This is a genomic window from Streptomyces sp. CBMA29 (assembly GCF_014596445.1).
Classification (GTDB): Bacteria; Actinomycetota; Actinomycetes; order Streptomycetales; family Streptomycetaceae; genus Actinacidiphila.
The window spans coordinates 1-8,073 of record NZ_MECL01000003.1 but is presented as its reverse complement, the minus strand read 5'-3'; the positions used below and the strand labels follow the sequence as shown (position 1 = coordinate 8,073).

Genomic DNA, 8,073 nt, shown 5'->3' with positions numbered 1-8,073 from the left:
CTTCGGCGCCGGGGCGGCGGGACGGGCCGGCGCACCCGGGGTGGGCACGGCCGGCTTGGCGGCGGGCGCGCTCTTGCGCGGCGCCGCGGGCTTCGCAGCGGACTTGGTGTTGCCACCGGGCCCCTGGAAAGCGTCGGTCAACTTGCGGACTACCGGCGCCTCGATCGTCGAGGACGCCGAACGGACGAATTCGCCGAGTTCTTGGAGCTTGGCCATGACGACCTTGCTCTCGACTCCCATCTCCTTGGCGAGTTCGTATACCCGGACCTTAGCCACTTCGCTCCTTTTAGGTCCGGGGTGATCGTCCGCCGGACCGTCGCTACTTCATGGGCGTACTCATCGCGTACTCATCGAGTGCTCATCGCAATCTCGACCTACTTCCATCTCGCGAGGTACCTGACCGCACGGTGACCCGTGCCGTTCTTCTTGCTTCTTACGGGGCTGCCTGCTCGACGAACCGGCGCAACTCCGCGGTGTCGGGCGTCACCGGGCCTTTGAAGGCCCGGTTGAACGCCCGGCGGCGGACCGCCAGGTCCAGACAGGCAAGGGCGGGATGCAGATACGCACCCCGACCGGGCAGCGTACCGCGATGATCGGGAACACAGGTGTCACCGTCCACCGCCACACGCAGCAGCTCGCTCTTGACCGCACGCTCACGGCAGCCGATGCAACTTCGCTCCGGGCATGCTGGGGTTCGCGTCCGACCAGACACTCTTCAGTCTACCTCCCCGCACCGACCTCACTCCTTCGAGTGTGCCGACGCACGGTTGTTCGTTTTCTGCCCGCCGCCGGCGGGGGCGTGCATCGCCCGCCGCCGACCGCTTCCCGTCCGTGTTCCGGGCTCGGCCCTCAGCTCTGCGGCTGCTCGGTGTCCGGGCGGATGTCGATCCGCCAGCCGGTCAGCCGGGCGGCCAGGCGGGCGTTCTGCCCCTCCTTGCCGATGGCGAGCGAGAGCTGGTAGTCGGGCACGGTCACCCGCGCCGACCTGGCACCGGCGTCGACCACCTCGACCTTGGAGACGCGGGCCGGGGACAGCGCGTTCGCCACCATCTCGGCCGGGTCGTCCGACCAGTCGACGATGTCGATCTTCTCGCTGTTCAGCTCGGCCATCACGGCCCGTACCCGCGCGCCCATCGGGCCGATGCAGGCGCCCTTGGCGTTCAGCCCCGAGCGGGTCGAGCGGACCGCGATCTTCGTACGGTGTCCGGCCTCGCGGGCGATGGCCTCGATCAGCACCGAGCCGTCCGCGATCTCCGGGACCTCCATCGCGAAGAGCTTCTTCACCAGGTTGGGGTGGGTCCGCGACAGGGTCACCGACGGGCCGCGTACGCCCTTGGCGACCCGGACCACGTACGCCCGCAGCCGGGTGCCGTGCCGGTAGTCCTCGCCGGGCACCTGCTCCTGGACCGGCAGGATCGCCTCCAGCTTGCCGATGTCGACCAGCACGTTCTTCGGGTCCTTGCCCTGCTGGACCAGGCCGGAGACGATGTCGCCCTCGCGGCCCGCGTACTCCCCGAAGGTGATGTCGTCCTCGGCGTCGCGCAGCCGCTGGAGGATCACCTGTTTGGCGGTCGACGCGGCGATCCGGCCGAAGCCGGTCGGGGTGTCGTCGAACTCGCGCGGCTCGGCGTCCTCGGCGACCTCCTCCGGGTCCTCCTTCGCCCAGACGGTCACGTGTCCGCTGGTGCGGTCCAGCTCCACGCGGGCCTTGCGGTGGCTGCCGGGCTCGCGGTGGTACGCGATGAGGAGCGCCGACTCGATCGCCTCGACCAGCAGGTCGAACGAGATCTGCCTCTCCTGCACCAGACCCCGCAGGGCCTTCATGTCGATGTCCACGGCTACGCCTCCTCGTCGTTCTCGTCGTCTTCTTGTACGTCTTCGTGTACGTCTTCGCCGTGCACGTCGTCTTGTGCGTCGTCTTCGTGTACGTCGTCACCGGCCGCGTTCTTGCGGTTGAACTCGACCTCGACGCGGACCTTCTCGATCTCGGCGAAGTCCGCGCGGGCGGGCTTGGGCTTGCGGCCCTTGACGCCGGGGACCTCCAGGTCGAGACCCGTGTCGTCCACCGTCATGATCCGCGCGATCAGCTCGCCGCGCTCCTTGAGCTGGAGCTTCACCAGCCGGCCGCTGTTGCGCCGGAAGTGCCGGGGCTCGGTCAGCGGCCGGTCGGTGCCCGGCGAGGTGACCTCCAGGACGTACTCCGAGTCGCCCATCGCGTCCGAGGCGTCCAGCGCCTGCGAGATCTCCCGGCTCAGCTCCGCGACCGCGTCGAGCTGCACGCCCTCGTCCGAGTCCACGACGACCAGCAACTGCCGCCGCTTGCCCGCGGCCGTCACCGTGACCTCTTCCAGATCCAGTCCCGTCCTCACGACGAGCGGCTCAAGCAGCCCGCGCAGCCTCTCGCTCTGGGTGGTGCTCATCCGGGTGACTCCTCGGCCGCGTGTGCTGTTGTTGTGGAAGGTCGCGTGTAAAGGAGAGATTACCCGAGTTTCCACACGTCGCCGCGCCATCGCGGGCCGCCGGGAGGCGGCGCCGAGCGGCCTCCCGCGCACCCTTACACTCGCCCAATGATCCCGGACGTGCCTCGGCTCAGCAGGCGGAGTGTGGTGGCGGTGGCGGCCGTTGCCGTCAGTGCCGGGTGTTCCGGAGGCGGTGGAACAGCGGGCTCGGACGGGGCAGGACACACGGCCACGCAGCCCGAACCGGGTGAGCTGGCGCTGCGCCAGGCGGTCCGCGACAGCGCGGCGTTGCTGGCGCGGTACGACGCGGTGGCCGCCGCGTATCCGGCGCTCGCCGCGCGGCTGGCGCCGCTGCGGGCCGAAGTGGCCCTGCACGTAGGCGCGTTCGGCGGCCGGGCGGCCCCCGTACCGGCCCCCGTACCGACCGCCTCGCCGACCCCCGGCGCGACGTCCGCCGCGCCCCCGGCCTCCTCGGCGTCCGCCGCTCTGAAGTCCCTGGCGGACGAGGAGCGGCGGCTCGCCGACAGCCGGGCGACGGCGCTGCTCAACGTGCCGGGCGAGACGGCCCGGCTGTTCGCGTCGGTGGCGGCGGCCGGGGCAGGGCACGTGGCGCTGCTCGGGACGAAGGGTGCGGTGCGATGAGTGCGGTGCTGGACGCGGCGCAGGCGGCGCTGGCCGCCGAGCACGCGGCGGTGTACGGCTACGGCGTCGTGGGCGGCCTGGTCGGCAGGAGCCGCCAGGCCGAGGCGCGGCAGGCGTACGACGCGCACCGCGCGCGGCGGGACGTGCTGGGCCGTACCGTCCGCGATCTGGGCGGAGTGCCGGTGACGTCGGCCGCGGGGTACGCGCTGCCGTTCCCGGTGGCGGACGCGGCGGCGGCGCTGCGGCTGGCCGCGTATCTGGAGGAGCGGGTGGCGGGCGCCTACGGCGACGTGGTGCGGTCCGCGATCGGGGACATCCGGCGGGACGCGGCGGGCGCGATGCGCGAGGCGGCGGTGCGTGCCGTGCGGTGGCGCGGCGGCAGCGTAGCCTTCCCGGGGTTGGCGGAACGGAGCTGATCACCGTTCCCCGCCGCACACGACACGGAGGGAACGCACAGGGATGGCTTCAGCAGCGCACCACGGGGGGCCGGAAGGCGTACGGCTGGAGCCGCCGGAGCGGCTGGTCCGCACCGTCGGGGCCTGGGAGGGCGAGGCGGGCCGGGTGTGGCTGGCCGAACTCCCCGACCGGGTGGCGCGCCATCTGGAGCGGTGGGGGCTGACCGTCGAGCGGGTCTTCGCGGCCGGGGGCCAGATCAGCATGATCGTGCTGGTCCGCACCGCGGACGGGGTGCCCGCGGTGCTGAAGGTCGGCATGGTCACGCGGGAGACCGAGCACGAGCACGCGGCGCTCGCGCACTGGGACGGGCGGGGCGCCGTACGTCTCCTCGACGCCGATCCCGGCGAGGGGGCGATGCTGCTGGAGCGGCTTCAGGCGGATGTGTCGCTGCGGTCGCTCGCCGAGCCCAAGGCGATGCTGGAGGCCGCCGGGGTTCTTCAGCGGCTCTGGGTGCCGCCGGCCGAGGGGCATCCCTTCACGTCGGTCGCCGACTACACCGGTGCGTTGGCGGCGCTGTTGCGCGAGCGGCGGGAGCGGCCTTGGGCGGCCGAGGCGGTCGGGCTCGTGGACGAGGCGCTGTCGGTTCACGGCGAGCTGGTCGCCTCGGGCGCCGAGGAGGCGCTGCTGCACGGGGATTATCACCACGGCAATGTGCTGGCCGGGGAGCGGATGGCGTGGCTGGCCATCGACCCCAAGCCGCTGGTCGGTGAGCGGGCCTACGATCTCGCCTGGCTCGTCCGTGACCGGCTGCCGACCCTGGCCGCCCAGCCGGGCTCCCGGGCCGCGGCCCGGCGGCGCCTCGCCAAGCTCGCCGCCTCTCTTGAGGTCGATCCCGAGCGCCTTCGCGGCTGGGCCCTCTTCCGCGCCGTCGAGGCCGGCGTCTGGCACCTCTCCGTCGGCGACCGCGAAGACGCCGAACTCCTCCTGGAATTCGCCTCCTGGCTCTAGGTCGCGTCCGGCGGGGGGCCGTCAGTGCGGGGGCGTGAGGAGGGAGAGGGCTTCGGGGAGAGGGAGGTCTTGGCGGGTGCCGGTGCGGCGGTCCTTGAGCTCGACGACGGCGTCGGCGGCGCGGCGGCCGGCGGTGAGGAGGGTGGGGACGCCGATGAGCTCGGCGTCGGTGAATTTGACGCCGGGCGAAAGGGAGGGCCGGTCGTCGAGGAGGACCCGCAGTCCCGCGGCGTGCAGCGCGGCGGCGGCTTCCTCCGCGAGAGCGGTCTGGACGGCCTTGCCCGCGGCGATGACATGGACGTCGGCGGGGGCGACCTCGGCGGGCCAGCACAGGCCCGCGCCGTCGGCGGTCTGTTCGGCGAGGGCGGCCACGGCGCGCGAGACGCCGATGCCGTAGGAGCCCATGGTGACGCGCACGGGCTTGCCGTCGCGCCCGAGGACGTCGAACCGGAAGACGTCGGAGTATTTGCGGCCGAGCTGGAAGATGTGGCCGATCTCGATGGCCCGGTCGAGGCGGAGCCCGGTGCCGCACCGGGGGCAGGGGTCACCGGCGCGGACGGTGACCACGTCGAGGTAGCGGTCGACGGTGAAGTCCCGGCCGCAGACCACATTGGCGGCGTGCCTGCCGGGCTTGTTGGCGCCGGTGACCCACGCGGTGCCGGGGGCGATCCGGGGATCGGCGAGGTAGCGGATGCCCAGGCCCTGGGGGCCGACGTAGCCGCGTACGAGATCGGGCCGGTCGGCGAAGTCCTCGGCGGTGACGAGTGCGACGGCGGCGGGTGCGAGGTGTTCCGCGAGCTTGCCGAGGTCCACCTCGCGGTCGCCGGGGACGCCGACCGCGGTGATCTCGCCGTCCACGGTGACCAGCAGGTTCTTGAGCGTGGCGGAGGCGGGCACGCCGAGATGGGCGGCGAGCGCTTCGATCGTGGGGGTGTCGGGGGTGTCCAGCTCCTCGACGGGGCGGTGCTCCACGGCAGCCGCGTCACCGGGCGCGGCCGTGAAGGTGACCGCCTCCGTATTGGCGGCGTAGTCGCAGGCGGGGCAGTCCGCGAAGGTGTCCTCGCCCGCGGCGGCCGGCGCCAGGAACTCCTCGGAGGCGGAGCCGCCCATGGCGCCGGAGACGGCGGACACGACGCGGAAGTCGAAGCCGAGGCGTTCGAAGATCCGGATGTACGCCTGCCGGTGCAGCCGGTACGACGCGGCGAGCCCTTCGTCGTCGGTGTCGAAGGAGTAGGCGTCCTTCATCTGGAACTCGCGGCCCCGCAGCACGCCCGAGCGGGGCCTGGCCTCGTCGCGGTACTTGGTCTGGATCTGGAAGAGGGTCAGGGGCAGGTCCTTGTAGGACGTGCACTGGTCCTTCACGAGCTGCGTGAAGACCTCCTCGTGGGTGGGGCCGAGCACGTAGTCGGCGCCCTTGCGGTCGGTGAGCCGGAAGAGCAGGTCGCCGTACTCGTCGGCGCGTCCGGTGGCCGCGTACTGCTCGCGGGGCAGGAGCGCGGGCAGCAGCACTTCCTGGCCGCCGATCGCCTCCATCTCCTCGCGTACGACGCGGGCGACGTTGTCGAGGACGCGTTTGCCGAGCGGCAGCCAGGTCCACATCCCGGCGGACGAGCGGCGCACGTATCCGGCGCGGACCAGCAGCTTGTGGCTGGCGGTCTCCGCGTCGGCCGGGGCGTCGCGCAGCGTCTTGAGCATCAGCCGGGACATGCGCAGGACCATGGCGTTCTCCGTAACGGTCGGGGGTGCGGCGAGGATAGCCAGACCGCCGGGCGCCCGGAAAACCCTTTTCCGCCGCGCGACCGTCTCCCGGCGCTTCACCGCAGCAGCGGCAGCGGCGCGCCCATCACGGCGTAGGGGCGGGCGGCGCTCGGGAAGTGCACCGGGCGGGCCAGGTCCTGGTACCCGAGGGCGTGGTAGAGGCGGCGGGCGGGGCTGTCGCCGTCGATCGCGGAGAGGATGCTGCGCGGCTCGGTGGCGGTGTCGGTGATCTCGGTGATCAGCCGGCGGCCGACCCGGTGGCCCTGGAATTCGGGCAGCACGTGCAGTTCGGTGATGACGAAGCAGTCGTCGAGCCAGCCGTCGGTGCCGCGCTGCCGCAGGTACGGCTGGACGACGCTCGACCACCAGTGGCCGCGGTCGTTGGGCAGCCCGTAGACGAAGCCGACCAGCCGTCCGTCGTCGGTCTGCGCGCCGAGCGCCCGCGCACCGGGGTAGTTGAGGTGCCGGAGCACGATCTGCCGCCGGATGGCGACCTCGCCGGGGCCGAGCCCGAAGGCGAGCGCCTGTACGGCGAGGGCTTCGTCGACCCGCGCGCCGAGGTCGACAGGTCCGACCGCCACGTTCTCCATGGGCCGGGACACTACCCTCAGCGCCCGCGGCCTTCGAGCACGGTCAGAACAGCACACTCATGAACGCGCCGACTTCGGAGAATCCGACCCGCTGGTAGGCGGCCCGCGCGGGGGCGTTGAAGTCGTTGACGTAGAGGCTGGCGACCGGGGCGACATCGCGCAGGGCGTAGTGCAGGACGGCGGCCATGCCGGTCTCCGACAGGCCCTTGCCGCGGTGTTCGGGGGCGACCCAGACGCCCTGGATCTGGCAGGTGTGCCGGGTGACGGCGCCGATCTCGGCCTTGAAGACGACCCGGCCGTCCTCGATGCGGGCGAAGGCCCGTCCGGTGGAGACCAGTTCGGCGACGCGGGCCTGGTAGAGCAGGCCGCCGTCACCCGCGAGCGGGGAGACGCCGACCTCCTCGGTGAACATGGCCACGCACGCGGGCATGATCACGTCCATCTCGTCGCGCCGGACGCGGCGGACCAGCGGGTCGGGCGTGATGTCGGCGGGCAGCGCGCGGGTGGTCATCAGCGGCTGGTGGGAGCGGACCTCGCGGGCCGGGCCCCAGTGGGGTTCGAGGAGCGCCCACAGGTCGGCGGTGGGTTCGGCGGGGCCGACGATCGAGGAGCAGCGGCGGCCGGCCCGGCGGGCGCGCTCGGCGAAGGCGCGGATCGCCTCGGGGGTGGCGCACAGCGGTACGAGGTTGGCGCCCGCGTAACAGAGCGAGGTGAGTCTGCCGCCGCTGTACCAGCCCCACATCTCGCCGCCGAGCCGCCAGGGGTCGAGCCCGGCGACATTGACCCGGGAGGCGACGAAGGCGTTGGCCACCGGGTCGCGGTTGAGTACGGCGAGGGCGGCGTCGAGGTCGCCCGGTTCGAGGACCTTGGCAGTCGATGTGGTCAACACGTGGGTGCCTCACCGTACGGGCCGCAGCAGGCTTGGCTTGAGCAGCAGGCTTGGGATGATCTGCGCACTTTACCGCGCGGGGCCGTGCCGCGCCCCGCGTCCGGCCGCCTGTGGGCGGCGGGCGCGGGGCGCGGGCGTGGCCCGGCGGCAGGTCGCGCGGGCTGCTCGGCAGTCAGGAGACGCTCACCTGCGGTTCACCTGACATGGTGCCGTCGGTTTCCATCTGCTCGGCGAGCTTCATCGCCTCTTCGATCAGCGTCTCGACGATCTTCGACTCCGGCACGGTCTTGATGACCTCACCCTTCACGAAGATCTGACCCTTGCCGTTGCC

Annotated in this window: 10 protein-coding genes and 1 pseudogene; 3 read left to right on the top strand and 8 right to left on the bottom strand. The window is 72.4% G+C overall.

Annotated features, from left to right (window positions below; translation table 11 throughout):
- The 4 genes from BGM09_RS01190 to rimP form a co-directional block, all read right to left on the bottom strand.
- Positions 1-276 (bottom strand): translation initiation factor IF-2 N-terminal domain-containing protein (locus tag BGM09_RS01190; protein WP_188279442.1); only part of this gene is annotated, 276 nt, incomplete at its 3' end.
- A 157-nt stretch (positions 277-433) separates the two neighbouring features.
- Positions 434-712 carry a YlxR family protein gene (locus tag BGM09_RS01185; RefSeq protein WP_188279441.1) on the bottom strand — a complete coding sequence of 93 codons (279 nt, stop codon included), beginning with the start codon at positions 710-712 and terminating at the stop codon, positions 434-436.
- 137 nt (positions 713-849) lie between these two features.
- On the bottom strand, positions 850-1,836 hold the full coding sequence (gene nusA, locus BGM09_RS01180) for a transcription termination factor NusA (protein ID WP_188279440.1): 987 nt from the start codon (positions 1,834-1,836) through the stop codon (positions 850-852).
- A 2-nt stretch (positions 1,837-1,838) separates the two neighbouring features.
- On the bottom strand, positions 1,839-2,420 hold the full coding sequence (gene rimP / locus BGM09_RS01175; RefSeq protein WP_188279439.1) for a ribosome maturation factor RimP: 582 nt from the start codon (positions 2,418-2,420) through the stop codon (positions 1,839-1,841).
- A 147-nt stretch (positions 2,421-2,567) separates the two neighbouring features.
- Between rimP and BGM09_RS01170 the strand changes: the two genes are divergently transcribed.
- Genes BGM09_RS01170 through BGM09_RS01160 form a run of 3 tightly spaced genes read left to right on the top strand, consistent with a single transcriptional unit; the run spans position 2,568 to position 4,505 of the window.
- Positions 2,568-3,101, top strand: a complete 534-nt coding sequence (locus tag BGM09_RS01170; protein ID WP_188279438.1) for a hypothetical protein — start codon at positions 2,568-2,570, stop codon at positions 3,099-3,101.
- Complete coding sequence (locus tag BGM09_RS01165) at positions 3,098-3,517, top strand: ferritin-like domain-containing protein (RefSeq protein ID WP_188279437.1); 420 nt, start codon at positions 3,098-3,100, stop codon at positions 3,515-3,517. Before BGM09_RS01170 ends, BGM09_RS01165 begins: the two co-directional genes overlap by 4 nt.
- 43 nt (positions 3,518-3,560) lie before the next feature.
- Positions 3,561-4,505: an aminoglycoside phosphotransferase family protein gene (locus BGM09_RS01160; RefSeq protein WP_188279436.1), complete on the top strand. Its 945-nt coding sequence runs from the start codon at positions 3,561-3,563 to the stop codon at positions 4,503-4,505.
- A 21-nt stretch (positions 4,506-4,526) separates the two neighbouring features.
- On the opposite strand, the gene BGM09_RS01155 is transcribed toward BGM09_RS01160, so the two are convergent.
- The 4 genes and pseudogenes from BGM09_RS01155 to BGM09_RS01140 all read right to left on the bottom strand — a co-directional run.
- Positions 4,527-6,224, bottom strand: a complete 1,698-nt coding sequence (locus BGM09_RS01155; protein WP_188279435.1) for a proline--tRNA ligase — start codon at positions 6,222-6,224, stop codon at positions 4,527-4,529.
- 95 nt (positions 6,225-6,319) lie between these two features.
- The gene (locus tag BGM09_RS01150; RefSeq protein WP_188279434.1) at positions 6,320-6,853 is read right to left on the bottom strand and encodes a GNAT family N-acetyltransferase; all 534 of its coding nucleotides are present in this window, start codon (positions 6,851-6,853) and stop codon (positions 6,320-6,322) included.
- A gap of 43 nt (positions 6,854-6,896) precedes the next feature.
- Positions 6,897-7,742, bottom strand: a complete 846-nt coding sequence (locus BGM09_RS01145; RefSeq protein ID WP_188279433.1) for a GNAT family N-acetyltransferase — start codon at positions 7,740-7,742, stop codon at positions 6,897-6,899.
- Between the two features lie 172 nt (positions 7,743-7,914).
- Positions 7,915-8,073, bottom strand: a pseudogene (locus tag BGM09_RS01140) (4-hydroxy-3-methylbut-2-en-1-yl diphosphate synthase); the annotation flags it as partial.

Excerpts from the sequence above, each read along its gene's own strand:
- rimP (WP_188279439.1), bottom strand. The coding sequence starts at position 2,420 with ATGAGCACCACCCAGAGCGAGAGGCTGCGCGGGCTGCTTGAGCCGCTC.
- BGM09_RS01170 (WP_188279438.1), top strand. The coding sequence starts at position 2,568 with ATGATCCCGGACGTGCCTCGGCTCAGCAGGCGGAGTGTGGTGGCGGTG.
- BGM09_RS01165 (WP_188279437.1), top strand. The coding sequence starts at position 3,098 with ATGAGTGCGGTGCTGGACGCGGCGCAGGCGGCGCTGGCCGCCGAGCAC.
- BGM09_RS01160 (WP_188279436.1), top strand. The coding sequence starts at position 3,561 with ATGGCTTCAGCAGCGCACCACGGGGGGCCGGAAGGCGTACGGCTGGAG.
- BGM09_RS01155 (WP_188279435.1), bottom strand. The coding sequence starts at position 6,224 with ATGGTCCTGCGCATGTCCCGGCTGATGCTCAAGACGCTGCGCGACGCC.
- BGM09_RS01150 (WP_188279434.1), bottom strand. The coding sequence starts at position 6,853 with ATGGAGAACGTGGCGGTCGGACCTGTCGACCTCGGCGCGCGGGTCGAC.